Origin of the sequence: Bradyrhizobium cytisi (assembly GCF_008123515.1) — a bacterium.
Lineage (GTDB): Bacteria > Pseudomonadota > Alphaproteobacteria > Rhizobiales > Xanthobacteraceae > Bradyrhizobium > Bradyrhizobium cytisi.
On record NZ_VSSR01000047.1, the window covers coordinates 107,759 to 133,947 of the forward strand.

Here is a 26,189-nt window from a genome sequence, read left to right on the forward strand (position 1 = left end):
CCTCGCGTATTCGTGTCATGCGGCAACCGATGTGAGGTCCACCATGAACGAGCAAGTGCAAGACGTCGCGAGCGATCCGCTGTTCAATCCGTTGGCGCCGGACTTCATCCGCAATCCCTATCCGTATTACGACCGGCTGCGCACGATCGATCCGATCCACGAGACGCCGTTCGGCCAGTTCGTCGCCAGCCGTCACGCCGACGTCAGCCTCGTCATGCGCGACAAGCGTTTCGGCAAGGATTTCGTCGAGCGCACGACGCGCCGCTACGGCCCCGAGATCATGAACGAGCCGGTGTTCCGCAGCATGAGCTGCTGGATGCTGCAGGCCGATCCGCCCGACCACACCCGCCTGCGCGGCCTCGTCGTGAAGGCGTTCACCGCCCGCCGCGTCGAGGACATGCGGCCTCGCATTCAGGAGATCGTCGACCGGACCATCGACGCCGTGATCGACCGCGGCCACATGGACCTGATCGAGGATTTCGCCTTCCGCCTGCCCGTGACCATCATCTGCGATATGCTCGGCATTCCCGAGGATCATCGCGAGGTCTTCTACAAGAGCTCACGCGACGGCGGACGGCTGCTCGATCCGGTGCCGATGACGCCCGAGGAGATCGCGAAGGGCAACGCCGCCAACATGATGGCGCAAATGTACTTCCAGCAGCTGTTCGAGTTGCGCCGCCGCAGTCCCGCCGACGATCTTACCACCCAACTGGTGCAGGCCGAGGAAGACGGCAACAAGCTCACCAACGAGGAACTGACGGCCAACATCATCCTGCTGTTCGGCGCCGGCCACGAGACCACCGTCAATCTGATCGGCAACGGCCTGCTGGCGCTCCATCGCAATCCGGACCAGCTCGCGCTCTTGAAGGCGCGGCCGGACCTGATCACCAACGCGATCGAGGAATTCTTGCGCTACGATTCGTCGGTGCAGATGACCGGGCGCGTCGCGCTGGAGGAGATCGACGATCTCGGCGGCAAGCGGATCCCGAAGGGGGAGAGCGTGCTCTGCCTGCTCGGCTCGGCTAATCACGATCCGGCGGTCTATCTCGATCGGCCTGATAGGCTCGACATCACCCGGCCGAACGTCCGGCCGCTGTCGTTCGGCGGTGGCATCCATTTCTGCCTGGGGGCCCAATTGGCGCGCATCGAGGCCGAGATTGCCATTGCGACGCTGCTGCGGCGGCTGCCCGATCTGCGCATCGACGACGTCGAGAACCCGGCATGGCGGCCGACCTTCGTGCTGCGGGGCCTGAAGCAGCTGCCGGCGAGCTGGTGAGCCGGGGCGCGCATTAACCTCCGCGCGCAACAGTCGCTGTGACTTCGCCACACTTCCCCTTATATAGGGGCAGTTCCGGTGCGCCTGAAGCTTGGTTGTAGGCTTGGGTTTGACCCGGGTGCCGGCTTGGCCGAGGGGAGACCCGTGCAGACGACGCTGCTCGGATTGGCGATTGCCTTTATCTTAGCGCTGCTGGCCGCGCTGATCGGGCCGTATTTCGTCGACTGGAACCAGTTCAGGCCCCAGTTTGAGGCGAAGGCGAGCCAGATCATCGGCGTGCCGGTGCGCGTGGCGGGCGAGCTCGATGCGCGGCTCTTGCCGGCGCCGACGCTGCGGCTGCGCTCGGTCAGCTTCGGCGGCAACAACGATCTCGGCCGGCTGCGTGCGGACAAGCTCGACGTCGAGTTCAGCCTGAGCTCGCTGATGCGCGGCGAATGGCGCGCCACCGAGCTTTCGATCGGCGGCATGGCGGTGGATCTCGGCCTCGACGCCAAGGGCAAGGTCGAGTTGCCGTCTATCGCAAGCGGCACCTTCAATCTCGCTTCGCTCGCCATCGAGCGGCTGAACCTCACCGGCCGCATCGCGCTTCATGACGCTGCCAGCCGCTCGACGCTCGAGCTCAACGACATCGCTTTCTCCGGCGACGTGCGCTCGCTCGCGGGCTCCGTGCGTGGCGACGGCAATTTCACCGCCGCAGGCGTGCGCTACCCGTTCCGCGTCTCCTCCGGCCCGAGCCCCGACGGCAGCGCCACCCGTCTTCACCTCAACATCGATCCCGGCGAGCGTGCCATCCTGGCCGATCTCGAAGGCGTGCTTGCCTTCGACAACCGCCAGCCGAAATTCGACGGGGTGCTGACGCTGGCTGTGCCGCCGACGAAGAAGCCGGGCGAGGCGGGACCGACACCTTGGAAGCTCGCCGCGAAACTCAAGGCCGATCCGGCTGGCGCCAGGTTCGACCAGGTCGATGCGAGCTTTGGCCCCGAGGACACCGCGCTGAAGCTCGGCGGCGTCGGCGATCTCAGGTTTGGCGCCTCGCCGCTGCTGCGCGCGGTGCTGTCGGCGCGGCAGGTCGATGCTGACAAGCTCGCCGGCCGGAACGACGCCGAGCCGCTGCGCATCCTGCCGAGCTTGCGCGCCGCTCTCGCCGCGATCCCGCAGGCGCCGATCCCGGCGCAGATCGAGTTCAACTCCGACCAGATCATGCTGGGCGGCCGTCCGCTCCAGAACATCACGGCCGAGCTGCAGACCGACGGCCGGTCCTGGACCTTCCAGCGGCTCGAGCTGCGCGCACCCGGCATGACGCAGTTGTCGCTCAACGGCGCCGCGCCCGGTGCCGACAGTTTTAGCGGCCACCTCAGCGTCGAGTCCTCCGATCCCGATACGCTGGTGGCCTGGCTCCAGGGCCGCAGCGAGGTCAACCGCCGCAGCACGCGGCCGCTGCGCCTTGCCGGCGACGTGACGATCGCCGCCAATCGTCTCGCCATCGACAAACTGAAAGCCGACATCGAAGGCGGCGCGGTCGAGGGCCGCATTGCCTTCGCGCAGACGGGCGCCAGCAAAGGCTCGCGGATCGATGCCGATCTCAAGGCCGACCGTCTCGATCTCGATGCCGCCGCGAGTTTTGTCCGCGCGTTCGCCGGGCCGCAGGGCGAATGGCCGGAGGAGGCTAAGCTTTCGCTTGATGTGGGGCGCGCGATCTCGGCCGGCCAGGAGTTGCGGCCGTTCGCGGCCAGGCTTGGCTACGGTCCGGCCTCGCTATCACTGGAGCAGTTGCGCTTCGGCCAGGCCAGCGGCGTGACCACGGAGGCGAGCGGCAGTTTCGATCGCACCAGGGCCACCGGCAAGCTCGCGCTGAAATCATCCGCCAATTCGCTGAGCGATCTCACCGCGCTGCTGGAGCCGATCGCGCCTGCGCTGCGTGCACGCTTCGACGCGATCGCACCGCTGCCGGGCGCAACCCGCCTGAAGCTCGACCTCAGCCTCGACAAGAACGCCGAACATGCCGATCGCAGCGAGGCCCGCGCCGTGCTCGACCTCGATGCGCCGCAGCTCAAGGCCACCGCGACGCTCGCCGCGCAGCCGCCGGTGGCGGCGGTCAACGGCATCGACATCGAAAAATTGCGCAACAGCGACTTCACGCTGGAGTCGAAACTGTCATCGCCGCAGGCCGCTTCGCTGACGGCGCTGCTCGGTCTCGATCGCTTGGTCGCGGCAGGCGAGGGCGCCTCGCAGATCGAAGCCAGACTGAGCGGCGCGTGGCGCCGGCCGTTGCAACTGAACGCCAAAATCAGCGGCGGCGGGCTGGATGCGGATGCGCAAGGCAGCGTCGAATTGTCGGCGCCGGAGCCGAAGGCCAGCGTCAATCTGCGCGTGCGCAACGCCAATCTGGCGCCGCTGTTCGGGGCCAGCCCGGCCGACAAATCGGCCCGGAACGTGAGCCTGTCCTCCCGCGTCGGGTTATCGGGCAATCGCCTGACATTCGACGATCTCGACGGCACCGCTTCCGGCTCGCATCTGCGCGGCCATCTCGTCATGACGCTCGATCAGGAGAAGAACGTTGACGGCGAGGTCGGGCTCGATACGCTCGATCTGGCGCCTGCGCTCGCGCTTGCCGTCGGCGCGGCCGGACGTGACGCGGGCGAGCCGCTGAGTGCAGGTCTCGTCAGCGGCTGGCGCGGCCGCATCGCGTTCCAGGCCTTGCGTGGTAGCCTGCCTGGTGGAATCGAGATGCGTCCGTTCAGCGGCACGATTCGGAGCGACGGTCAGTCGCTCGCGCTCGATGCACTCAAGGGCGGCGTCGGCGGTGGCGAGATGACGGCAAGTCTCGATGCGCGCAATGGCGCCAACGGGCTGGCGCTGAACGCACGTCTCGATCTCACCAATGTCGACGCGGCCTCGCTGCGCTACCGCGATCTCGCTCTGCCCAAGGGGCGCGCCTCGGTGCAGATGACGCTGACGAGCCAGGGCCGCAGCGTCTCGGCGCTGACCGGCGCGCTCGCCGGCAGCGGCACGGTGACGCTGGACGCGGCCGAGATCAGCGGGCTCAATCCGCGCGCCTTCGAGCTCGCCATCCGCGCCAGCGATGGCGGGCAGGTCTCCGACGACAACCGATTGCGTCAGCTCGTCGAGCCCGCATTGTCGGCCGCTCCCATCGCTGTCGCCTCGGCGCAGATCGCGTTCACGATCCGCGACGGCCGCCTGCGCGTCGGCGCAACGCCGCTGGAGGCGAAGAACGCGCGCGCCATCGTCTCCGGCGGTTACGACATCCCCGCCGACCAGGCCGACATCCGCGCCAGCCTGACACCGATCATGACCGGTCTCTCCGGCGCGCCGCCGGAGATCCAGCTGTTTGCGGCAGGCCCGCCCGACAAGCTCAATCGCACCGTCGATCTCACGCCGCTATCGTCGTGGCTTGCGGTGCGCACGATCGATCGCGAGACGCGAAGGCTCGATGCCATCGAGCGCGGCGAGCCGCCGCCGGCGACCGCCGCGCTGCCGGCGCTGGTCTCGCCCGAGCCCGCGCCCGAGCCGGCGCTGACCGACGTGCCGATGCCCGGCCGCGATCCGCGCCGCCTGCCGCCGAAGGCAAAGGTTGAACCGAGGGTCGAGCCCAAGGTGGCACCGACGCCGAAGACGCCGCTTGCCGCGCCTGCCGTGCCGAGCCCGCCGCTGGCAAGCCAGCAGGTCGCGCCCTTGCCGCCGCCCATCGACGTGCGGCCCGCCCCGGGCCCGCCGCCCGCAAAACCCCGGCCGAAGCCGCCGCTGGTCCTGACGCCGTCGAATCCGTAGGGGCGAGGCAGCTTGCGCGCGAGTAAACGCATTCGCTCGCATTTGAAGGAATTTTGCCCGGCAAAACTGATCTGCCGGTTTTACTGGATTCTCGCGTTTGATCCCTAGTGTTGGTTCCCAGAGGAATTCGGAGTCCCGCCCGCACAAGTAGGACGGCTCGCCAAGAACTTAGATTCCAAGAACTTAGATTCCAAGAACTGGGGTTATCGAGATGAACGGGGCACCATCGCTTCTACAGGATCTGGACGACGCGATCGCGCGCGGCACCGATGAAAGCCGGGCGAAGGCGTTGTGGCACGCGACCGATCTTTTGATCACCGGTCGCTACGTCGACGACGAGATCAGCATGTTCGGCGAGGTCATCGGCCGGCTTGCCGACGAGATCGAGGTCGCCGCGCGGGCGCAGCTCTCCGAACTGATGGCGGGCTGCGATCATGCGCCGCTCAACGTCATCGAGAAGCTCGCCCTGGACGACGAGATCGAGGTCGCGGGTCCCGTGCTGCGCGACTCGACCCGGATCGACGAGAAGGTGTTGGTCGAGAGCGCCATGACCAAGGGCCAGGCGCATCTGCTCGCGATCGCCCAGCGCAATGCGATCGGCGAGGCCGTGACCGATGTGCTCGTCAAGCGTGGTAACCAGGAGGTTGTCACCTCGGTCGCCAGGAACGAGGGCGCGCGCTTCTCCGGCTCCGGCCTGCTGCACATGGTCCGGCGCGCCGAGGGAGATTCAATTCTTGCCGAGCAGCTCGGCCTGCGCAAGGACGTGCCGCGCCACATCTTCCAGCAGCTCATCTCCAAGGCGTCGGAGGACGTCCGCCGCCGGCTCGAGACCGAGCGCCCCGAGATGATGTCGCAGATCCAGAGCTCGGTCACCGGGGTCACCGGCGATTTGCAGTCCAAGTTCGGCCCGTCCTCTCGCAGCTATTTCGTCGCCAAGCGCGTGGTGACGACGCAGTACCGGCAGGGCAATCTCAACCAGGTCTCGATCTCGAACTATGCGCGCCAGCACCGTTTCGACGAGGTGCAGATCGGCCTCTCGCTGCTGTCGTCGCTGCCGGTCGACGTGATCGAGCGCGCGTTGATGGACCGCAACCGCGAGATGATCCTGGTGCTGTGCAAGGCGCTCGACTTCTCCTGGGAGACGACGATGTCGCTGTTGTTCCTCGGCGCCAAGGATCATCTGATCACGGCGCGCGAGCTCCACGACAATGAGCGCGATTTCGGCCGGCTCAAGATCGAAACGTCACGCAGCATTCTGAAATTCTACCAGTCGCGCAAGAACAGCGCCGGCACCGATCCCGCGACGGGTCGTCAGCCCGAGCTCCAGGTTCACTGAACGGGACATCGAGGGAGTATTTGCAATGTTGCCTCAATTCGGCACCGCAGTTCGCAAGACCAAGAGCCTCACCAAGAACCTCGCCGCCGAGACCGGCGGATCGGCTCCGGAGAGGGCCACGGTCGACGCCGCATGGCTCGTGCTGGAAGCCGCCAACGATCTCGGCGACCACGCCGCGATCGAAGCCAGCCGCCGCGTCATCGACGCCGAGCTGAACGGCAAGGTCGCCGCCAGCGCGGATACCGATCTCGTGCTGGGTTATTTCCGGTAACGACGCGGAAACCGCAGTATCGCGCTTCCCGGCAGCGCGTCCTGATGCCCCATCTCTACCTTTGCGCTTATATCTGACATGATGTAGCCTGTACTTGCGGGCGCCGGAAGTGCGGCCGCAGGCAATGGGGTTCGGAGCGGTCGCTATGGGGCGGCGTGTCTTCCTTGCTGGTGGTACGGCACGAGCGCATGCGCTCGCTGCGCATTGTCATTTGCTCGAAAATATCTGGAACACGAAATTATCTGGAAGGCCTCTGGTGCTGCGCGTAGCGCCATCGGTGGCGCACGATTGCTGATTGCGATTTAGCGACGGCATTCATGCCGTCATGATTGAGCGCTTCACAATAATTGGAGCCAATGATGAAATTTGATGTGCGCGTACCGTTGATTGCCGTCGCCACCCTTCTTGCCGCTTTCATCGCCGCATCAGCTGAAGACAGGCCCGCGCCGGCTGGTCCCGTCCATCTGCAACAGGGCTGGAGCGACGAGACCGCCGATCGCTGGCATTTCATCTCGCAGGGAACGGCGCTGATCCCCTATGAATGGTTCGTCGCGCTGGAGCAGCCGGGGCGGCCTTCCGGCCAAACCGCGCTGATCAAGGCGCCCGACAATTTGCAGCGTCTGGGTTTCCTCCCCGAACCCGTCAGCCCGACCAACAATCCGGACGGTCTCGCGATTGGTCTTTACAGCACCCCGGTCGACCTTCCCGACGGCAGGCACGCGTGCTGGAAAGGCAACTGGCTTGGCCTCGGCTGTGCCGGCTGTCATACCGGGCAAGTCAGCTACCGCGGCCAGCAGATCCGCATCGAGGGCGGTCCTTCCCACATCGATATCGACGCGTTCGTCGGACAGCTGGTCGGATCCATTACCGCGGTCCTGCAGAATCAGGACGGGGCCGGACAGCGCTTCATGGCGCGGGTGAAGGCGCCCCCTGCCGATGTGCAGAGCGGATTGCAATGCTTCGGCGGCGTCTTGCAGGCGGCCGCGAAGTTCAACCAGGACGTCGGTGGAAACTCCGGCGATACGGCGGGCGGGGCGGCCAGGCTGGACGCGCACGGCGCCGGCTTGAACCAGCTTCTCGCCGGACCCTTCAGGCTGATGACCGACCCGTCGGACACCGGCGAGACCAGGAATTATGCGCACCTGACCGCGCCGGTGCGATATCCGGCGCTGTGGGACACGCCGCGCTTCAACTGGGTGCTGTACAACGCCTCGATCCGTCAGCCGCTGACGCGCAACATCGTCGAGGCGCTCGGTGTGCTCGCGCCGATCAAGCATGACGCGACGATGCTCACGCCCGACGTGATGCATGGGGTCCAGATGGAGAATGTCGTCTGGGGGCAGCGGAAGCTGATGGATCTGCGCTCGCCGCGCTGGCCGGAAGCCATTCTCGGTGGACTTGACCAGAAGCGGGCGCTGCGCGGCCAGCTCGTCTATGTCAGCGCGTGCGCGAATTGCCACGATGCCGCCCCTGTCGAAGCGGCTTCCGGGGCCTGCAGCGAGATCCAGGTCCCGCTGGTCGATCTCCGCAAGATCGGCACCGATCCCGAGCAGGCGACGACGTTCAACAGCCGCAAGATCGCGCTGTCGAAGATCGGTGGTCCGGACGCGATGTCCAACTACAAGGCCGCCGAGGTTCTCACCGGAAACATCGCCGCGCAATGGATCGGTCGGTCCAAGGATAACGCGGCCAGCGCCGCCGAGATCAATTGCGGCCGTCCAAACCAGTACAGGGCGCCGCTCGCATACCGGGCAAGGCCGCTCAACGGCATCTGGGCGATGGCGCCCTATCTGCACAACGGCTCGGTGCCGTCGTTGAACGACCTTTTGCTACCGCCAGGGCAGCGGCCGAAGACCTTCTATGTCGGCAATTGGGAGTTCAATCCGGACATCGTGGGATACGACATGAAGGCCGAGATGCCGGGCGCGTTCCTGTTCGATACGACCGTACGCGGTAACTCGAATGCCGGGCATATCTACGGAACTGATCTGACCGAGGATGATCGCAAGGCGCTGATCGAATATCTCAAGACGCTCTGAGCGGCCGCTTTAGTCCTTGCGGCAGGTGAAGCAATAATAAGGACAAGTGCCGTCGGCGAAGGACGCATGCAGCTGCGTGCCCGGAATGCCGGCGAACTCGTGCGACACGCCGAGCAGCACCCGCGGCACGATCTCGTCCGCCAGCGCCGTTCGCCGCGCGCCGTCGAGCTCCAGCGCGCGCGCCACATTGGCGGTGATGTCGTCCTCCCGAACGAGGCGCAAGCGCGACCTGACCAGGGACTCGCGCGGATACACGTCCTTCGACCGGTCTTCGAAGCATGCCATCAGAAAAGCACCGCCCGGCCTGAGCACGCGGTGGACCTCCTCCAGAAAGCGTCCCATGTCGCCATAATGCTGCGCACTCTCGACGTTGACCACGACGTCGAAACTCTCGTCCGCGAACGGCAGGCTGAGCGCATTGCCGACGCGGAATGCGAGATTGTCCTGGCCGGCATAGCGCGCCTTGCTGAAGCGGATCGCCGGCTTGCAGATGTCGAGCCCGGTGTAGCTCTTCGGATGGAGGTACCGCGCGATGTAGGACGCGCCGCCGCCGCGGCCGCTTCCGACCTCCAGCACATCCTTGCCCGCAATCGCAGACCCCGACGCCACGTGATGATAGAGCTGGATCGCATAGCGATCGGACTCGTCGGCGGCTTGCAGCGCGACCTGCTCGCCGTTCAGCGGGGCATAGCCGTAGTTGAGGAATCGGATCGCGGCGTCCCTGTCGAGGTTGCTCAGCAGCGAGTACCAGGCGTTGGTGAAAAGCTGGCGCGCCGCGCGCGAATAAAACAGTTTTACGACGGCCGAATGGATCGGGTTTGCCGCTGTCGGATACGGATCCTGCTTCACGGATGAATACTCTCGCGCGAAAATGGGGAACGCTTCCACCATAAAGCATGAGCCAAGGCCCTCAATGCGTCAACAATGGCGACGCTTGCCTGCCACGATTGACTTCATTCCGAGGGGGGATATACTTTAGGTTTAGTACAATTGATGCTGGACTCCGCGCGATGACTGGGCAGGTTGCTGCCTGGTTGGAGAAGGTCGGCCTCCCTCAATACCTGAAGTCCTTTTCCGACCACGGCATTGATTTCGACATCCTTTCCGAGATTACGGATCGCGATCTCGCTACCATGGGCGTCGTGCTGGGGCACCGGCGCAGGCTGTTGCGTTCGATTGTCGAGCTCGACGTTCCGAAGGCGCGTCTGCTCGCACCGAAGATCGACGCCGGCGCGGAGCGCCGGCAACTCACGATCATGTTCTGCGACCTCGTCGGCTCGACTGCATTGTCGCAGCAGTTCGATCCCGAGGAGATGCGCGAGATCCTGCAAGCCTATCGCGAGGCCGCGACCGCGATCATCGCGCGCTATGACGGCATCGTCTCGCGATTGGTGGGCGACGGCATCCTGTCCTATTTCGGCTATCCGTCGGCCCATGAGGACGACGCCGAGCGCGCGGTCCGCGCCGGGCTCGAGATCACCGCGGCAGTCCGGTCCATCGACGTGCAGCCGGGCTTGCGGCTGGAGGTCAGGATCGGCATCGCCACCGGGCTGGTCGTCGTCGGTGATCTCTTCGCAAAAGGCGCCTCGAGCCGGCTCGAGGTGATCGGCGAGACACCCAACCTCGCGGCGCGGATGCAGGCCTTCGCCGAACCGGGCACCGTCATCATCGCGTCCTCGACGCGCCGGCTGCTCGGCAATCTGTTCGAGCTGCGCGCGCTCGGCACGCGCACGATCAAGGGATTCAGCGAGGCGACCGAAGTCTGGGCGGTGGACCGTCCATCGCCGCTCGGGAGCCGCTTCGAAGCCTACCGCTCCGCAGGCCTCGCTGGGTTCGTCGGCCGCGAGCACGAGCTCGACCGGCTGGCCGAGTGCAAGCAGCGGGCCTGGCGCGGCCAGGGCCAGGTCGTGCTGATCTCCGGCGAGCCCGGCATCGGCAAGTCGCGGCTCGCGGCGCATTTCCTCAATGAGCGGATCGCGGCGGAGCCGCACATCCGGTTGCGCTATCAGTGCTCGCCGCATCATCGCGCCAGCGCGCTCTATCCTGTCATCGCGCAGCTGCAGCGGGCCGCGAAGCTCGGCGCCGGCGACAGCAATGCACAGCGGCTGCGCAAGCTGGAAGCGCTGCTCGGGCGCACTGATCTGAAGACGCCGACGTTGGTGCCGCTGTTTGCGGACATGCTCTCGATTGCCACCGACGGACGCTATCCGCCGCTCGACTGGGCGCCACAGCAGCTGCGGCGCAACACGCTTGCCGCGTTGATCCAGCGCTTGCAGCGCCTGTGCGCCGAGGCTCCGGTGGTCTGCATCGTCGAGGATCTGCATTGGGCCGATGCGACCTCGCTCGAGCTGCTCGGGCTCGCGGTCAGGCTTGCCGACCAGCTTCGCCTGCTGCTCGTGCTGACGTTCCGCGACGAATTCGCGCTGCCATGGATGGGCCCGGCGAATCTGACGACGCTGGAGCTCGGACGCCTCAAGGAGACCGACGTCCAGCGCATGATCGCCGAGGTGATCGGAAGCCGCGCGGTCCCCTCCGAGCTGGTCACGCAGATCGCGACCCGGACCGACGGCATCCCGTTGTTCGTCGAGGAGCTGACGCGCACGGTGCTGGAGATGGGCGTTCTCGAAAAGGGGGCGGGGGGCCGCTACAGGATGGCCGGCAGCCTGCCGCGCCTGTCGATCCCCGCGACGCTCCAGGATTCGCTGATGGCGCGGCTCGACCGCCTCGGGCCCGCAAAGGAGGTCGCGCAGGTCAGCGCTGTCATCGGCCGCGAATTCTCCGACGTGCTGCTGCGTGCGATCTCGGACAAGGACGATGCGGAGCTCGATGCCCGGCTCGCCCAGCTCGAAGCCGCCGAGTTGATTTTCCGCAGCGGGGTCGCCCCCGAAGCCGTCTATACGTTCAAGCATGCGCTGGTGCAGGACACTGCCTATGAGAGCCTGCTCAGGAGCAGCCGGCGGCGATTGCACGAGCGGATCGCAGCCGTGCTCCAGGAGAAATTCCCAGACGCCGCCGCAGCAGCGCCCGAAATCGCCGCGCATCATCTCACGCAGGCCGGTCTCGTCGAGGACGCCGTCGAGTGGTGGGGCAAGGCCGGCGATCGCGCGCTGCGCAGCTCGGCCTATCCCGAGGCGATCGCGCATCTGACCAAGGCTATCGGTCTTGCCGAAGGCTTGAGCGAAAGTCCGGCGGGGCAGAGCCGGCGGCTGCAATTGCAGATCGCCTATGGCAACGCGCTGATCGCGACGCGCGGCTATGGCGCGCCGGAGACGTCGGTCGCGTTCGCACGCGCCCGGGAGCTCGCGTCCAGCCTCAAGGGCGCGCCCGAGCGCTTCGCCGCCACGTACGGCCTGTGGGTCGGAAGCCTCGTTCGCAGCGAGCTCGGATCGATGCAGGAGCTCGCGCAGGCATTCCTGCACGATACCGCTGACCGCCCCGATGCGCCGGAGGCGGGAGTCGCGCATCGCGTCTGCGGCATGACGCGCTGGTTCGAGGGCAATTTCGTCGATGCCAGGCAGCATCTCGAGCAGTCGCTCGCGATTGACCGCGACGAGCACGATCGCAATCTCGCCTTCCTGTACGGCCACGATTGCGGGATCGCTGCGGCGATCTACCTCGCGCTGGTGCTGTGGCCGCTCGGCGAAGTCGATCGCGCCGAGCAACTGGCGCAGCAGGCGATCCGCCGCGCGGCCGATAGCGGCCATGTCGCGACGATGGTCTACACGCATTTCCACAAGATCGTGCTCGAGGCGGTGCGCGGCAACCCTGAAGGCGCCAGGCCGCATGTCGATGCCGTGATCGAGCTCAGCCGCGAGCACGGACTTCTGCTCTACACGCGAGCCGGTAAATTCTGGAACGGCTGGATCCGTTGCCGTCTCGGCGAGCGTGCGGCCGGGCTCCGGGAGATGGAGGACTCCATCGCGCTGCCGCTGGTCGGAAAAATGGCGACCGGGCTCTACGTGCCCTTGACCTGGACGCTGCTCGCGGAGGCCAAGGCCGGCGAAGGACAGTTCGACGAGGCGCTCGCGATTCTCGACGAACAGCTCGTCGAGGTGGAGCGGACCGGACAGGAATGGTTCACCCCGGAAATCCAGCGCCGGCGCGGCGAGCTGCTGCTGCGCAAGGATCCCATCGATATCGTCGCCGCGGAGGCGGCGTTCACGCGGGCCATCGAGGCCGCGCGGGCGCAGCAGACCGCGACGTACGAGCTGCGCGCAGCCCTTTCGCTTGCCAGGCTGTATCAGGCGAGCGGAACGGATGCGCAGGCGCGGAGCGTCCTCGGTCCGGTGATCGGGATGTTCGCCAACGCACAGGAGTTGCCGGAGATTTTCGAAGCACGGGCGGCCATGGAGCGTTCCAGCAAGACCAGCCCATGCGCAAACCCATGCGACTGAAAAAGTTCTTGTACTTTGCCGATTTCGTATTCTATCCGCTGGCAAGTGCCGCGCTGGTCGCGGTCGCTTTGCTCTTGAAGGAGCCGCTGCGCTGGGACGAAGCGGCGATCGGTTTCGCAAGCGGGCTGTTGCTCTGGAGCCTCGCCGAATACGTCATTCACCGGTTCGCCCTGCATGGTCCGGCCTATCTGGCCGCGTTGCACGACATGCACCATTCCGATCCGCGCGCGTTGGTCGGCTCGCCGCTGTGGCTGAGCCTGGGATCGATCTGTTGCGGATCGCTGCTGCCGATATGGCTGCTGGTCGGGTTTGGCAGCGCCTGCACCGTCACGGCGGGGCTGATGCTGGGCTACATCTATTTCGGTGCGCTTCACCACATCATCCATCATCACCCCGTGAAGCGCGGCGGCTATCTCTGGCGCCTGAAGCGCCGCCATACGCGCCATCACTATGGCAAGCGGCCGTGCAATTTCGGCGTGGTCACCAGCATGTGGGATCGCGTCTTCGGAACGTTTTGTTCTGAATAGCCGGCTCGATCCTGATTGAATTGCGACGGACGGATCAGCCGCAATTCCAGATCGCGCCGATCGGCGTCCGGGTCCAGCACGGACCGAAGCTGCCGCCATTGTAGCGGGAGCCGCCGAAGCCGGGCCGGCCGAAATAGTGCCATTCGCCGTCAATGTAGCGGTAATAGCTCGGCACGGGATCGATATACCAGGGGCGCTGGTTCTCGCGCGCGTAGCGACGAAAGCCGTTCTTCTGCATGAAGATCGGCTGGCTGTTGCTGAGCGGCTGGCGATAGCCCGGCAGGAAACCGTAGCCATGCCAGCTTTGCTTGGGCTTTTTGGGCGCCGACGCCGCGGGCGCAACGACCGGCAGCAGCGACAGGATGGCAGCAACAAATAGACATAAGAGGCGCGACATGAGCCGACCATAGACAGTCGATTGCGGGAACGCCATTCAAATTCGAGTGGGACTGTTCCTGTCATTCGCGCCAGGATTTATAGAGAACTACCGTGCGCGCAGCCGGACCTTTGCCGGGCTGCGTTCAAATCTGAGGCCGACGAAAAGGTGCTGTATGGCTGAACGTCCAGACGCTCACGCAAGCGCGCCACTAGCAGGCTTTGCCGGTGTCACGCGCAAAATTCTCGAACGCCTTCCATTGCCTGGCAATCAGGAGCTCATGGTCGTCGAGGTCACCTATCCGCCCGGCGGCGTCGCTCCGCTTCACCGCCATCCCGTTGCAGGCGCGACCTACATCGTCGAAGGCGTTGCCGAGTCCGCTTATGGCAGCGACGCGCCCCGGCAGTATCGCGCGGGGGAGACGCTGCAGGACCGCGCGGATCTTCCACATACGCACTTTCGCAATTGCGACCCGGACCGTCCGCTCCGCTTTCTGACGATCTATGTGCTTGAACCCGGGCGGCCCTACACGCTGGAGCCGTGAAGCGTCGCGCCGTTCTCGGCGGAACTGACAGCTGTTCCGCATCAGATACAAAAAGGCCTCGCCGAAGCGAGGCCTCCTCGTTGCACCGTGGCATGACTTAATCGTCATCCCAGTGATGGCGACGGATCACGAAGCCGCGGTCGTAGTCGCGATCGTGGTGGTACCAGCCATGATGCCAGCCGCGGTCATGCTCGTAGAAGCGTGCGCGCGGGCCATAATAATCGTCGCGGTCGCCGCCGACATAGACGCCGACGCCACCCGCATTGGCGATGGTGGGGGCACCGATTGCAAGCGTTGCGATTGCCGCGATAGCGTAAGTCAGCTTCCTCATCTGTTCCTCCTCCTTCTGCATCGTCGAAAGGTCAACTTCTGCCGCCATCGCCTGTTGCTGGAACTGGCAAGAAACTTTCTTGAATGGCTGTTCAGGTTTCATGCGGTCTGCCGCGAGAATGCCAAACCCACGTGCTGGATTGCGCGCGAATTGGAACATGCGCCGCTTCGGATAACCGGCCAGCAAAAGGCAAACATGTCGGGACAGCCTTCGATCCTGATCGTCGAGGACGAATATCTGCTTCAGGGCGTGCTCGAAATGGCGCTGGCGCAGGCTGGCTTTACGTCCGACATCCTCGCCTCCGGCGAGGAGGCGATCACGGTGTTCATAGCGCGCGGAAAAAATCACAAGGCGCTCGTGACCGATGTCTATCTGGGCGGCAAGCTGAACGGCTGGGATCTGGCCCGGCGCATGCGAGAGAAGGATCCAAACCTTCCGGTCGTGTACATCACGAGCGGCGCTGACGCTGCATTGTGGAAGTCACAGGGCGTGCCCAACAGCGTGCTGCTCGAAAAGCCGTTTCAGCCCGAGCGGCTCGTGGCGGCCCTCATGACGCTGCGAGCTGCCGGCGATTCGAGTATCACCGCCTGATACGGTAGATCGCGACATCCTCGCCATATCGATGAAGATTGATGATGGCATCGTGCGCCTGTTTTGCCCGACGGGTCAAGCGCCGCGTAATCCGTAGCGCGCATCGAGTGCATAGGATGGATAGAGCTCTTGCGAAACCCATCGTTGCCTCCGAGCTGAAGCGTGATGGGTTTCGCTTTCGCTCTACCCATCCTACCGGCTACGTCTATTTCTTCGGACGCATCAACGGCTTCGCAAAAGCCACCGGATAACATCCCGGCGCCCCCAATCTACTGTGCATGGGGTTGTTTTCGCCATTTCAGTTTCGAGTGGGACGCTAGCCGGCCCCTAACGCGACCGCGACGTTGTAGGTCAGGAGGCTCGCCGCATAAGCCAGCACCAGCATGTAGGCGAAGGTCGCCGCCATCCAGCCCCAGCTTCCGGTCTCGCGCCGGATCACGGCGAGCGTCGAGGCGCATTGCGGGGCGAAGATGTACCAGGCGAGCATCGACAGCGCGGTCGCGAGCGACCATTTCGTTGCCAGCACCTGGCCGATCTGCTCGGCCGCTTCCTTGCCGCCTTCGATCGCATAGACGGTGCCGAGTGCCGCGACCGCGACCTCGCGCGCCGCCATGCCCGGGATCAGCGCCACCGCGATCTGCCAGTTGAAGCCGACCGGGGCGAGCAGCGGCGCGAGCGCCTTGCCGATGATGGCGGCCAGGCTGAAATCGATCGCGGGCTCGGTCGCGCCCGCGGGCGGCTGCGGGAACGAGGCCAGAAACCAGATCAGCACCATCATCGAGAAGATCGTGGTGCCGGCGCGCTGCAGGAACATCTTTGCGCGGGTGAAGATGCCGATCGCGATCGATTTCAATCTCGGCATCTTGTAGTCCGGCAGCTCGAGCATGAACGGCGCCGGCGCGTAGTCGCGCAGCATGAAGAACTTGATCACGAACGAGACGATCAGCGCGCTGGCGATGCCGGCCGTATAGAGCCCGAACATCACGAGGCCCTGCAGGTTGATGAAGCCCCATACGTCCTTGGCCGGAATGAAGGCCGAGATGATCAGTGTGTAGACCGGGATGCGCGCCGAGCAGGTCATCAGCGGCGCGATCAGGATCGTGGTCAGCCGGTCGCGCTTGTTGTCGATGACGCGCGTCGCCATGATGCCGGGGATGGCGCAGGCAAAGCTCGATAGCAGCGGAATGAAAGCGCGGCCGTGCAGGCCGGCGCCGCCCATGATGCGGTCCATCAGGAACGCCGCGCGCGCCATGTAGCCGAAATCTTCCAGCAGCAGGATGAACAGGAAGATGATGATGATCTGCGGCAGGAACACGATGACGCTGCCGACGCCGGAGATCACGCCGTTCTGCAGGAAGCTTTGCACCAGGCCCTCGGGCAGGGTGGCGTGGACGATGTCGCCGAGCGCGTCGAAGCCCGATTGCAACAGCTCCATCAGCGGCTGCGCCCAGGCGAACACTGCCTGGAACATCACGAACAGGATGAGCGCGAGCACGATGAGGCCGCCGACCGGATGTAGCACGATCGCGTCGATCCGCGCGGTCCAGGTGTCGGGGCTAGCAGGCAGGCTGACGCAGTCCGAGATGATGCGATCGGCCTCGCGCTGGGTGGCGCGCAACTCGGCGACGCTGAGTGCGCGCCAGCTGTTCTCGGCAGGTTCGGCCGCGAGCTTCGCCGAGATCTCGTCGGTCAGCGCCAACAGGTCGGCCGTGCCGCCCTTGCGCACCGCGATCGAGGTGACCACGGGCACGCCGAGCTCCTTGGCAAGCCGCTCGACGTCGACCGAGATGCCGCGGCGGCTCGCGATGTCGAACATGTTGAGCACGAGGATCATCGGCCGCCCGGTGCGCTTCAGCTCGAGCAGCAGGCGGATGGTCAGGCGCAGATTGGTCGAGTCCGCCACGCACAGCACGAGGTCGGGCAAGGTCTCGCCGGAGGCCTTGCCGAGCACGAAATCGCGGGTGATCTCCTCGTCCGGGCTGCGGCCGCGCAGCGAATAGGTGCCGGGCAGGTCGACGACGGAGACCTGGCGGCCCTGCGGGGTGACGAAAAAACCTTCCTTGCGCTCGACGGTGACGCCCGGATAGTTCGCCACCTTCTGCCGGCTGCCGGTCAGGGCATTGAACAGCGAGGTCTTGCCGCTGTTTGGCGTGCCGACCAGGGCGAGATGCAGAAGGGGTAATTCCATGGGATCGGATGTCCGGTCGCGATCTCAGGCGACGATGATGGCCATGGCTTCGCGGCGGCGCACCGCGATGGTGATGTTGTCTACACGAACGGCGATCGGGTCGCGTCCGACCAGCCCCTCGTGCAGGACCTCCACCCTGGCCCCCTCGACGAAGCCGAGCTCGATCAGCCGGCTCTCGAGCTCGATGTCTGAGAGAGCCGAGCCGGCGTCCTTGGCGGAGAGGTGCTGGATGACGCCGGTATAGCCGCGCTTGGCCAGGCCCAGCGGCATCTCGCGGCGCGTATCATGGGTGTCGGTCATGCCCTGTATTTTCAACGCAGGGCATTGAGGTCAAGCGCGCACGCTCGTCGAAACTGCACCTTAGAGGGATTTTAAAGTGCAGATCACGAAGCCGTGGGCGGAGCGCCCCGGCGCTACTGCGCCGCGACCTTTTCCGGCTGGATGGCGGCCATGGCGCGGCTCTTGAAGTAGTCGAGCACGAACAGGCGGATCGCCGAGGACAGATTGCCCTGCTGGCGGGCGCCGTCGATTTCGCCGACGAGCTCGGACAGCGTCATGTTGCGCAGGCCCGAGATCTCCTTCATGCCGTTCCAGAACGCCTCTTCCAGGCTGACGCTGGTCTTGTGGCCGGCGACCACGATCGAACGCTTCACGACGGGCGATTTCATGGCTGCTCCTCGCGATCGATCCGGCGCTGGTCCAGATGCTCCTTCGCCTGGTCCGCGCGGGTCTCCTCCGCCGACCGCTCCGCCTTCGTGCGGCCGAACTTCGTTCGGTTGGCGTCCGCCTGCTTCGCCGAGGCTTCCCGCTCGGCGCGCTTCCGGAAACGATTCAGGTTGATGACGTTCCCCATGCCGCGTCTCCATCACCCGCTCCTCTTCAGGTTGGATGAAATTTCCAGAAACAGGGCGCCGCGTTGCGCCTCGCAAGACTTGATCGTCATTCGCTCGTCCTCGTCAATCGGCCTCGAGGGGCCATCAAACGATGAATTCCGCCCCGTCAGGGGCAGCGGGGCTTTGCGTAGGACGCGCCCCAATGCCACATTGACGGTAATCAAATCCTGTCCTTTAAGCCTTATAATTATGAGCCTTGGGGCTCCGTATCATTACGGATGACTGTCGGAATTCGGAATTCATCCAGGCCGCGTCATCTTCTCCGGCTGCACCAGGCGGTCGAATTCATCCGCCGAGACGAAGCCGAGCCGCAGCGCTTCCTCCTTTAGCGTGGTGCCGTTGGCATGCGCGGTCTTGGCCACCTTGGCTGCGTTGTCGTAGCCGATCTTCGGCGCGAGCGCGGTCACCAGCATCAGCGAACGCTCCATCAGATCCTTGATGTGTTTCTGGTCGGCGCGGATGCCGCTGACGCAATGCTCGGTGAATGAGCGCGCGGCGTCCGCCATCAGGCGGATCGAGTGCAGCATGTTGTAAGCGAGCACGGGCTTGTAGACGTTGAGCTCGAAATGGCCCTGGCTGCCGGCGACCGTGATCGCGGTGTGATTGCCGAACACCTGGCAGCACACCATGGTCATTGCCTCGCATTGGGTCGGATTGACCTTGCCAGGCATGATCGATGAGCCCGGCTCGTTCTCCGGCAGGATCAATTCGCCGAGGCCCGAGCGCGGACCCGATCCGAGCAGGCGGATGTCGTTGGCGATCTTGAACAGGCCTGTCGCGACGGAATTGATGGCGCCGTGCGCCAGCACATAGGCATCGTTCGAGGCCAGCGCCTCGAATTTGTTGGCGGCGCTGGTGAAGGGAAGTTTCGTGATCCCGGCGACGTGCTTTGCAAACAGCTTTGCGAAGCGCGGCTTGGAGTTGAGGCCGGTGCCGACGGCGGTGCCGCCCTGCGCCAGCGGATAGAGGTCCTTCACCGCGACTTTGAGCCGCGCGATGCCGCTCTCGACCTGCGCGGCATAGCCCGAAAATTCCTGACCGAGCGTCAGCGGCGTCGCATCCTGGGTGTGGGTGCGGCCGATCTTCACGATCTTGGCGAACTCTTTCTCCTTATTGCGCAGCGCGCGGTGCAGCTCGCCGAGGGCGGGGACGAGATCGGCGGTGACGCGGCTTGCGGCCGCAATGTGCATCGCGGTCGGGAAAGAGTCGTTCGACGACTGGCTCATGTTGACGTGGTCGTTGGGATGCACCGGCTTCTTGCTGCCGAGGTCGCCGCCGAGCAGCTCGTTGGCGCGGTTGGCGATGACCTCGTTGAGGTTCATGTTGCTCTGGGTACCCGAGCCGGTCTGCCACACGACAAGCGGGAAATGATCGTCGAGCTTGCCCTCGATCACCTCGTGCGCGGCGCGGATGATGGCGTTGGCGCGGCGCTTGTCGAGCAGGCCAAGCTCGAGATTCGACTGTGCGGCCGCAAGCTTGACGATGCCGAGCGCATGCACGAGCGAGATCGGCATGCGGTCGATGCCGATGCGAAAATTCTGGCGTGAGCGTTCGGTTTGCGCCCCCCAATAACGATCGGCGGGGACCTCGATGGGACCAAAACTGTCGGTCTCGATGCGGGTCGCTGGGCGGGCGGTCTTCGCGCGGGCAGCTTTGGCCATGAGCACATCCATTCTGCCGCACGAACGCCGCGCGGCCTCTTCATGTGCTCTTCTATATAGGGAGTTTGGCCGGGTGCGACGGTCTCGCGGCCAACCTGGATCATTTCTTGCGGAAACGATCGAGCCGCACGACCTCGGCGCCACCCTGGTTCGGCGGGGTCGGCTCTTCCGCGGTCTCCGCAGCTTCAGTGGCCGGTGCGGGCACTGCTGCGGCTGATGGTGCCGGGGTCGCCGGCAAATTCTCGCCCGCCACCTCGGCGACATCTGAGGTCTCGAACTGGAGGCCGAACTTCACGGACGGATCGAGGAAGCTCTTGATCGCGCTGAACGGCACGATCAGTCGCTCCGGAATGCCGCCGAAGGACAGGCCGACCTCGAAGCGGTCCTCGAGCACGGTTAGATCCCAGAACTGGTGCTGGAGGATGATCGTCATCTCTTCGGGATATTGCGCGAGCAGCCGCGGCGAGATCTTCACGCCCTCGGCCTTTGATAGGAAGGTGATGAAGAAATGATGTTCGCCTGGCAGGCCATGGGCCGCGGCATCGGTCAGCACCTTGCGCAGCACGCCGCGCAGCGCATCGCGGGCCAGCACATCGTATCGGATATGATCGGTCGCCATGGTGGTCCTGTTGCATTCCAGGAGGCGGGCCCTGCCGGCCCGACTCGCCAAGCCGCAATAGTACCGCGCCTGACGGGTCAGCAGGAGTCCCCGCCGGGAAGGAAATCAGAGGTAAGTGGAGGCTTCTGTTGCCAGGTGCCTCCGAACCCCGCCTAACGGAGCTTAACCCGTTAGGACTTCAGAATGGTCTTTCAAACTGCGTTACGCAGCCTGAGCAACCGGAGCAAAGTTGTCGTTGGCAACTATTGCATAGCCCGATAACGGCGGAACAATACCGGGAAAAAGTTCGCCCTTTACGCCCTCGTCGATCCTATTTCGCCCCCGCCAAAACCCGCCTCTCGGCAGGCTGAAGCCCGAAAATCGGTGGGCTTTGGTGGAGGCGCCGGGTACCGCCCCCGGGTCCGAATGGTTTATTGCGACGACCGTTTATTTCCATAGCCGGCGAACCGGCACCCCCAATATAGGGGGCAAAGGTTTCGAAAGACAGGGGTTTGGCGCGGCCATGGCGATGTTCCCTTTGGATAGGTTCCGGACGGACTTGGCCGCAAAGAGGTCCACGTTCTAAGCTCCTGACATGTCCCCGGATTCAGCACCGGCCGCCCAAGAGCCGGATATTCCTGCCGCCGTTCATGGCCTTCCGCCTAGCCTGTGGGCGCTGTTTCTGGCCTTTGCCAGGATGTCGCTGGCGGGCTTCGGCGGGGTCCTGGTGTTTGCCCGGCGGGCCATCGTCGAGCAGCACCGCTGGATGACGGCGGACGAATTCAACGAGACCTTTGCGCTCTGCCACTTCCTGCCCGGCCCCAACATCGTCAATCTGTCGATGGTGTTCGGGTCGCGGCTGCGCGGGATCGCGGGCGGCGTTGCCGCATTCGCCGGGCTGCTGTTGCCACCGACGCTGATCATGACTGTGCTCGCGATCATCTACGCCCGGTTCGGCGATGTGGATGTGCTGCGCCGCAGCCTTGCCGGCATCTCCTGCGCTGCCGTCGGCCTCCTGATCGCGGTGGTCTTCCGGATGATGACGCCGCTGCTCAAGCGGATGGATGCCGCCGCGCTGATCCTGATGCTCGCGGTGTTCACAGCCATCGGCGTGCTCCGCCTGCCGTTGCGGGCGGTGCTGCTGGTCGCGATCCCGCTCAGCATCGGCGTCACCTCACTGATGCGACGGAAGGTAGCAGCATGACCAGCGAGAACCCGATCTGGGCGCTGATCTCCATCTTTGGTCTGATGTCGCTGTTCGCGGTTGGCGGCGCGGCGGCGGCGGTGCCCGAGATGCACCGCATCGCCGTTGATGTGCATCACTGGATGACCGACAAGCAGTTCGCCGACGCCTATGCGATAGCGCAGCTCTCGCCGGGTCCCAACGTCCTTATCGTCACGCTAATCGGCTATGCCGTTGCCGGCATCCCCGGCGCGCTGGCCGCAACGCTGGCGATGTGCCTGCCGACGGCGCTGCTTGCCTATTTTGTCAGCCGGCTCCTGAACCGGCCGAGCCAATCGCGCTGGCCCGGCCTGATCCAGGCTGCACTGGTTCCGCTATCGATCGGACTGATGGCGGCGAGTGCCCTGATCCTGGCCCAATCGACCGATCGCACCATTGCTGCACTGCTTCTGACCGCGACCGTTGCCCTGATCGCCTCCGTCTCGCGCATCAATCCGCTGTGGCTTCTGCTCGCAGGGGGGCTGTTGGGTTTCGCTGGCATTGTGTGATGAAAATCGCTAGGCAATGATCCGGGCCGGGGATCCATTTTCCAGCCGATTAGAACAACAGTGCTCGTGACTTAGGAGTCGCGGAGGAGACATGCATGGCCGATACAATGGGCCACTCGGCGACAGCCACACGAAACACCTCGGTGGCGATCGGGTTCTGCCTGCTGGCGCTCGCGCCGCAGATTTTCGAGTTCATCTGGTCGATAGGAACCATCTTCGGCTGGGGCGTGGGCCGCGGCCCGGCCACCGTCGTGATCAGCCATGCCACTGCGCTGCTCGCGGGTGCTCCCGGCGCGTTGCTCGGCGCGGTCGGTGGTGACACCAAGAAGGCGTCATCGGATGTGCTGCTGGCGCTGATCTATTCCTATCCGCTGTTCGCGGTGGCGATCCTGACGATCTTCATGACGATCAGGTCGGCACAGGACTATGTCGGCGGGATCGTTCTGATGGCGCTCGCCCTGTTCGCGCTGTGGGCCTCGAGCGATTTGCAGGGGATGCGCGGCTTCTCCTTTGGCGCAGGCACGGCGCCGCGGATGTTCGGCGGGCTGCTCGTTGCGCTTGGCGCCGGCATCGCATTGACGGGACTGTTGGCCGATGGACCGGCGATGGCGCATTACTCCTGGCGCGGGCCGCTGTTCGTGATGGCCTCGATCGTCTTCTTTGCCTTGGCGATCCGTCCGCTTGGGGTGGTGGTTTCGGCGTTCGTGAGCTTCCTGATCGCGGCGATGGGGACGCATGAGACGCGCTGGGTCGAAACGATCATCGTCGGCGCCTGCCTGACGCTCGGCTGCGCACTTCTATTCCCGTACGTGCTCGGGTTGCCGATGCCGATGTTCCCGCGTTTCCTGGCTCAGTGAGGCTGTCATGGAGCTCTTTGCCAACCTCGCTCACGGTTTTGCCGTCGCATTCTCTCCGATCAATCTGTTGATGTGCCTGATCGGCGCCCTCGTCGGCACGCTGGTCGGGGTGCTGCCGGGCATCGGCACCATCGCGACCGTCGCAATGCTGCTGCCGATCACCTTCGGACTGCCGCCGGTCGGCGCGCTGATCATGCTCGCTGGCATTTATTACGGCGCCCAGTATGGCGGCTCGACCACGTCGATCCTGGTCAACATCCCCGGCGAGGCGACATCGGTCGTCACCGCCATCGACGGCCACGCGATGGCCAAGCAGGGCCGCGCCGGCCCGGCGCTGGCGATCGCCGCCATCGGCTCGTTCTTCGCCGGCTGCGTAGCGACCGTGCTCATCGCGGTGCTCGGTGCGCCCTTGACCAAGCTCGCGCTGGCGTTCGGCCCGGCCGAATATTTCTCGCTGATGGTGCTCGGCCTGATCTTCGCGGTCGTGCTGGCCAAGGGCTCGGTGCTGAAGGCGATCGCGATGATCGTGTTCGGCCTGCTGCTGTCGATGGTCGGCTCGGACATCGAGACCGGCGCCTCGCGCATGGCCTTCAACATTCCGGAGCTTGCCGACGGTCTCGGCTTTGCGACGGTGGCGATGGGCGTGTTCGGCTTTGCCGAGATCATCCGCAACCTCGATGCCGGTGCCGAGATGAACCGCGATCTCGTGCAGCAGAAGATCACCGGCCTGATGCCGACCAAGAAGGATTTGGTCGACTCGGCGCCGGCGATCCTGCGCGGCACCGTGCTCGGCTCGATCCTCGGCATCCTGCCGGGCGGCGGCGCGGTGATTGCGTCGTTCGCTGCCTACACGCTCGAGAAGAAGCTTGCGAAGGATCCGAAGCGGTTCGGCCGCGGCGCGATCGAGGGCGTAGCGGCTCCGGAAAGCGCCAACAACGCCGCAGCGCAGACCTCCTTCATCCCGCTGCTCACTCTCGGCATCCCGCCGAACGCGGTGATGGCGCTGATGGTGGGCGCGATGACCATTCACGGCATCGTGCCGGGTCCGCAGGTGATGCAGAAGCAGCCTGATCTGGTCTGGGGCATGATCGCCTCGATGTGGATCGGCAATCTGATGCTGATCATCATCAACCTGCCGCTGGTCGGCATCTGGGTGCGGTTGTTGCGCGTTCCCTACCGGCTGATGTTCCCTTCGATCGTGATCTTCTGCGCGATCGGCATCTACTCGGTGAACAATGCGCCGGTCGACGTCATCCTCGCAGGTGTGTTCGGCTTGGTCGGCTACTGGCTGATCAAGCACGATTTCGAGCCGGCACCGCTGTTGCTCGGCATGGTGCTCGGACCGCTGATGGAAGAGAACTTGCGCCGCGCGCTGCTGATCTCGCGCGGCGACTGGACCGTGTTCCTGACGCGTCCGTTATCGGCCGTGCTGCTGGCGATCGCGGGCTTCCTGCTGGTCCTCACGGTGTTACCTTTCTTGCGGGCCAAGCGCGACGAGGTGTTCACCGAATCCGAGAACTGATCGCGCCTGCGTCGGCGCGCCGCATTCGGAAGTCCAATCGACTTGCGTGACAGCTTCGTGAAATGAGAATGCCGGCCGTGAGGCCGGCATTTTTGTGTTGCAAGGGAACGGCAAGGGGATCGAGATGACGTCTATTCGCACGCTTGCCGCGGGCACATGCGCAGCCGTGCTTGCATCGCTGTGCTCCTTTGTCGCACCGGTTCAGGCGCAGACCTATCCGACCCGCAGCATTACCATGATCGTGCCGTTCGCGGCCGGTGGCCCGACCGACGTGATCTCGCGCATCGTCACGTCGCACATGGCGCAGACGCTCGGACAGAGCATCATCATCGAGAACGTGGTCGGCGCCGGCGGCACCACAGCGACCACGCGCGCTGCGCGTGCGGCCAATGACGGCTATGCGCTGATCACCGGGCATATGGGCACGCACGCCGCCTCCGTGCCGCTCTATCCGAAGCTCGCCTACCATCCCGAGAAAGACTTCGAGCCGATCGCGCTGCTGGCGGGCACGCCGATCCTGATCCTGGCGCGCAAGGATTTCCCGCCGAAGGATCTCAAGGAGTTCGTCGCTTATGTGAAAACCAACGCCGAGAAGGTGAACGCCGCGCATGCCGGCGTCGGCTCGGTCTCGCACGTGTCCTGCGAGCTGCTGCACTCCATCCTCGACATCAAGCCGGTCGGCGTGCCCTTCAACGGCACGGGGCCTGCGATGAACGCGCTGGTGGCGGGCCAGGTCGATTACATGTGCGACCAGATCGTCAACGCCGTGCCGCAGATCAATGCCGGCACCATCAAGGCCTATGCGATCGCAACGCCGGAACGCAATCCGTCGCTGCCGAACGTGCCAACGACGGCGGAAGCGGGCCTGACCACATTCCAGGCCCAGGCCTGGAACGCGATGTTCGCCCCGAAGGGAACCTCGCCCGCGATCCTGGCGAGCCTGAACGCCGCAGCCGTCAAGGCGCTCGACGACGAGACCGTGAAGAAGCGCCTGCTCGAACTCGGCAGCGTCATTCCCACCCCTGGGGAACGGACGCCGGAGGCGCTCGCCGCCCTCGTCAAATCCGAGATCGCGAAGTGGACCCCGGTGCTCAAGCCGGCAAGTTAATCAGTACAATCAAGCCGATAGGCGTGAGGCGGGACGCTAGTTCCGCCCCTTGTCGTTTGCGCCGAGAACACTCACTTTTCCGGGTATAATCGGCGAGACCAGCGAATCGCCGCTGTCGTAGCACGGGGGTGGCCGTTAAGTTTGCCGCCTTCCCAAA

General features: G+C 64.9%; 23 protein-coding genes and 1 other RNA gene. 14 read left to right on the top strand and 10 right to left on the bottom strand.

Annotated elements, in window-relative coordinates:
• Positions 1 to 43 precede the first annotated feature (43 nt).
• From FXB38_RS27970 to FXB38_RS27990, 5 genes are all read left to right on the top strand, one after another.
• Positions 44 to 1,276, top strand: coding sequence for a cytochrome P450 (locus tag FXB38_RS27970; protein ID WP_148754150.1), 1,233 nt, complete (start codon positions 44 to 46; stop codon positions 1,274 to 1,276).
• Positions 1,277 to 1,420: 144 nt separating this feature from the next.
• Entirely contained in the window at positions 1,421 to 5,065 is a 3,645-nt protein-coding gene (locus FXB38_RS27975) for an AsmA family protein (RefSeq protein WP_148754151.1), read from the top strand.
• A 211-nt stretch (positions 5,066 to 5,276) separates the two neighbouring features.
• Positions 5,277 to 6,401 carry a DUF2336 domain-containing protein gene (locus FXB38_RS27980; protein WP_148754152.1) on the top strand — a complete coding sequence of 375 codons (1,125 nt, stop codon included), beginning with the start codon at positions 5,277 to 5,279 and terminating at the stop codon, positions 6,399 to 6,401.
• A 25-nt stretch (positions 6,402 to 6,426) separates the two neighbouring features.
• Positions 6,427 to 6,672 (top strand): hypothetical protein, encoded by a 246-nt coding sequence (locus FXB38_RS27985; protein WP_148754153.1) that lies wholly within the window; start codon positions 6,427 to 6,429, stop codon positions 6,670 to 6,672.
• Positions 6,673 to 7,028: 356 nt separating this feature from the next.
• Positions 7,029 to 8,711, top strand: a complete 1,683-nt coding sequence (locus FXB38_RS27990; RefSeq protein WP_148754154.1) for a di-heme-cytochrome C peroxidase — start codon at positions 7,029 to 7,031, stop codon at positions 8,709 to 8,711.
• Positions 8,712 to 8,720: 9 nt separating this feature from the next.
• Here the strand turns inward: FXB38_RS27990 and FXB38_RS27995 are convergent, their stop codons facing one another.
• Positions 8,721 to 9,560, bottom strand: coding sequence for a class I SAM-dependent methyltransferase (locus tag FXB38_RS27995; protein WP_210250954.1), 840 nt, complete (start codon positions 9,558 to 9,560; stop codon positions 8,721 to 8,723).
• 161 nt (positions 9,561 to 9,721) lie between these two features.
• On the opposite strand from FXB38_RS27995, the gene FXB38_RS28000 reads away from it, so the two are divergent.
• Positions 9,722 to 13,105 carry an AAA family ATPase gene (locus FXB38_RS28000; protein WP_187435189.1) on the top strand — a complete coding sequence of 1,128 codons (3,384 nt, stop codon included), beginning with the start codon at positions 9,722 to 9,724 and terminating at the stop codon, positions 13,103 to 13,105.
• Complete coding sequence (locus tag FXB38_RS43070) at positions 13,084 to 13,632, top strand: sterol desaturase family protein (protein ID WP_187435190.1); 549 nt, start codon at positions 13,084 to 13,086, stop codon at positions 13,630 to 13,632. The genes FXB38_RS28000 and FXB38_RS43070 overlap by 22 nt, the downstream gene beginning before the upstream one ends.
• 34 nt (positions 13,633 to 13,666) lie before the next feature.
• Here FXB38_RS43070 and FXB38_RS28010 read toward each other — a convergent pair whose 3' ends face one another.
• On the bottom strand, positions 13,667 to 14,029 hold the full coding sequence (locus FXB38_RS28010; protein ID WP_148754157.1) for a hypothetical protein: 363 nt from the start codon (positions 14,027 to 14,029) through the stop codon (positions 13,667 to 13,669).
• A gap of 259 nt (positions 14,030 to 14,288) precedes the next feature.
• On the opposite strand from FXB38_RS28010, the gene FXB38_RS28015 reads away from it, so the two are divergent.
• A complete protein-coding gene (locus FXB38_RS28015; protein WP_246230204.1) occupies positions 14,289 to 14,552 on the top strand; it encodes a cupin domain-containing protein in 264 nt (87 codons plus the stop codon).
• Positions 14,553 to 14,649: 97 nt separating this feature from the next.
• Here the strand turns inward: FXB38_RS28015 and FXB38_RS28020 are convergent, their stop codons facing one another.
• Positions 14,650 to 14,883, bottom strand: coding sequence for a hypothetical protein (locus tag FXB38_RS28020; RefSeq protein WP_148754159.1), 234 nt, complete (start codon positions 14,881 to 14,883; stop codon positions 14,650 to 14,652).
• A gap of 54 nt (positions 14,884 to 14,937) precedes the next feature.
• Between FXB38_RS28020 and FXB38_RS28025 the strand changes: the two genes are divergently transcribed.
• Positions 14,938 to 15,474 carry a response regulator gene (locus FXB38_RS28025; RefSeq protein WP_347340243.1) on the top strand — a complete coding sequence of 179 codons (537 nt, stop codon included), beginning with the start codon at positions 14,938 to 14,940 and terminating at the stop codon, positions 15,472 to 15,474.
• Between the two features lie 316 nt (positions 15,475 to 15,790).
• Here the strand turns inward: FXB38_RS28025 and feoB are convergent, their stop codons facing one another.
• The 7 genes from feoB to ssrA all read right to left on the bottom strand — a co-directional run bounded on the left by feoB (position 15,791) and on the right by ssrA (position 21,325).
• Positions 15,791 to 17,662 (bottom strand): ferrous iron transporter B, encoded by a 1,872-nt coding sequence (gene feoB / locus FXB38_RS28030; RefSeq protein WP_148754160.1) that lies wholly within the window; start codon positions 17,660 to 17,662, stop codon positions 15,791 to 15,793.
• 24 nt (positions 17,663 to 17,686) lie between these two features.
• Positions 17,687 to 17,962 carry a FeoA family protein gene (locus FXB38_RS28035; RefSeq protein WP_148754161.1) on the bottom strand — a complete coding sequence of 92 codons (276 nt, stop codon included), beginning with the start codon at positions 17,960 to 17,962 and terminating at the stop codon, positions 17,687 to 17,689.
• Positions 17,963 to 18,075: 113 nt separating this feature from the next.
• Complete coding sequence (locus tag FXB38_RS28040; protein ID WP_148754162.1) at positions 18,076 to 18,330, bottom strand: ribbon-helix-helix domain-containing protein; 255 nt, start codon at positions 18,328 to 18,330, stop codon at positions 18,076 to 18,078.
• Complete coding sequence (locus FXB38_RS28045; protein WP_148754163.1) at positions 18,327 to 18,515, bottom strand: DUF4169 family protein; 189 nt, start codon at positions 18,513 to 18,515, stop codon at positions 18,327 to 18,329. Before FXB38_RS28045 ends, FXB38_RS28040 begins: the two co-directional genes overlap by 4 nt.
• Positions 18,516 to 18,794: 279 nt before the next feature.
• Positions 18,795 to 20,228 (bottom strand): class II fumarate hydratase, encoded by a 1,434-nt coding sequence (gene fumC / locus FXB38_RS28050; RefSeq protein ID WP_148754164.1) that lies wholly within the window; start codon positions 20,226 to 20,228, stop codon positions 18,795 to 18,797.
• An 88-nt stretch (positions 20,229 to 20,316) separates the two neighbouring features.
• Complete coding sequence (locus FXB38_RS28055; RefSeq protein ID WP_148754165.1) at positions 20,317 to 20,835, bottom strand: SspB family protein; 519 nt, start codon at positions 20,833 to 20,835, stop codon at positions 20,317 to 20,319.
• Between the two features lie 114 nt (positions 20,836 to 20,949).
• Positions 20,950 to 21,325: a transfer-messenger RNA gene (gene ssrA / locus FXB38_RS28060) on the bottom strand.
• Between the two features lie 84 nt (positions 21,326 to 21,409).
• On the opposite strand from ssrA, the gene FXB38_RS28065 reads away from it, so the two are divergent.
• The 5 genes from FXB38_RS28065 to FXB38_RS28085 all read left to right on the top strand — a co-directional run bounded on the left by FXB38_RS28065 (position 21,410) and on the right by FXB38_RS28085 (position 26,032).
• On the top strand, positions 21,410 to 22,018 hold the full coding sequence (locus tag FXB38_RS28065; RefSeq protein WP_148754166.1) for a chromate transporter: 609 nt from the start codon (positions 21,410 to 21,412) through the stop codon (positions 22,016 to 22,018).
• Entirely contained in the window at positions 22,015 to 22,545 is a 531-nt protein-coding gene (locus FXB38_RS28070) for a chromate transporter (RefSeq protein WP_148754167.1), read from the top strand. The genes FXB38_RS28065 and FXB38_RS28070 overlap by 4 nt, the downstream gene beginning before the upstream one ends.
• A 95-nt stretch (positions 22,546 to 22,640) precedes the next feature.
• Positions 22,641 to 23,402: a tripartite tricarboxylate transporter TctB family protein gene (locus FXB38_RS28075; RefSeq protein ID WP_148754168.1), complete on the top strand. Its 762-nt coding sequence runs from the start codon at positions 22,641 to 22,643 to the stop codon at positions 23,400 to 23,402.
• A 7-nt stretch (positions 23,403 to 23,409) separates the two neighbouring features.
• Positions 23,410 to 24,924, top strand: coding sequence for a tripartite tricarboxylate transporter permease (locus tag FXB38_RS28080; protein ID WP_148754169.1), 1,515 nt, complete (start codon positions 23,410 to 23,412; stop codon positions 24,922 to 24,924).
• A 124-nt stretch (positions 24,925 to 25,048) separates the two neighbouring features.
• On the top strand, positions 25,049 to 26,032 hold the full coding sequence (locus tag FXB38_RS28085; protein ID WP_148754170.1) for a tripartite tricarboxylate transporter substrate binding protein BugD: 984 nt from the start codon (positions 25,049 to 25,051) through the stop codon (positions 26,030 to 26,032).
• The last annotated feature ends 157 nt before the right edge of the window (positions 26,033 to 26,189 follow it).